This is a genomic window from Leifsonia sp. NPDC058248, from assembly GCF_042881905.1.
Taxonomy (GTDB): domain Bacteria; phylum Actinomycetota; class Actinomycetes; order Actinomycetales; family Microbacteriaceae; genus Leifsonia.
The window spans coordinates 2,410-3,245 of record NZ_JBHVXB010000020.1; the positions used below are offsets into that span (position 1 = coordinate 2,410).

Sequence of the window (836 nt, forward strand, 5' to 3'; positions counted from 1 at the left end):
GCGGTGAGACAGGCGAGGCGCCGGCAGTGCCTTGGACCACAGCAATCTTGACGGCCGACTTGGCCATGTCCGCCTGAATGACGATCAGGTCCTTACGTGCCTTAGTACCGGCGTTACTGGCAATCGTCACTGACATAGTGGCAGTCAACGTGTAGTAGAAGCCTCCCACCCAAGCCTTTCCAGGTTTGATTTCCACATCGCGCCCATTGATCACTCGGGCACTGAATGGGAGGTCTGTGCTGTCGTAGGCCGTAGCGGTCAGGGTGTAATCAATCCTGTCCCCGCCCCACAGGTGGGCCATGCTTTGCCACTGAGTCTGAGACACAATGGCCCGTCCGCCATCCGCGTTATCCGCGTTGAACGGGTAGCTGAGTTCTGCCATTGCGTCTCACATCCTCGCTTCGAGCTTGCGCAGCTTCCGCTGCATCTCATAGACCGTCTTGTAAAGGTTGAGCGGCTCCCCAGAGCCCTGCTGCCCTATCTTCGGGTTCACGTCCTGGGCATTTCCTCCGTCGTCCACGGAGATGGTGACCTCACGAACTACATCGGAATACTCCGTGCCGTCCACGGCCACTGTTACGACGTCACCGACGAAGTAGTCTCGACCGAAGAGACAATCTGCGGTATCGATGGGGTAAATCTGGAAGTTGCCGGACTTCTGGTTCTCGTTCAGAGTGCCGGCGGCAGCCTCCTGCACCGCCTTCTTCGCAGCCTCGACGTCATCAGCAGTCATGGAGTCCTCAGATTTGACGGGCTGGCCCGTGCTCCGGTCTACCTTGAGCTGAATGTCTCGTCGGTCTACAAAAACCTCCGCCTGGCGGCCCCACTCGGCCTCT

At 58.7% G+C, this 836-nt stretch carries 2 protein-coding genes; both read right to left on the reverse strand.

Going from position 1 to position 836, the window contains the following annotated elements; all coding sequences use genetic code 11:
- On the reverse strand, window positions 1-382 hold a 382-nt coding region (locus ACFVV5_RS19085; RefSeq protein WP_387247267.1), incomplete at its 3' end, for a hypothetical protein.
- 6 nt (window positions 383-388) lie between these two features.
- A partial coding sequence (locus ACFVV5_RS19090; RefSeq protein ID WP_387247269.1) for a hypothetical protein occupies window positions 389-836 on the reverse strand: 448 nt, incomplete at its 5' end.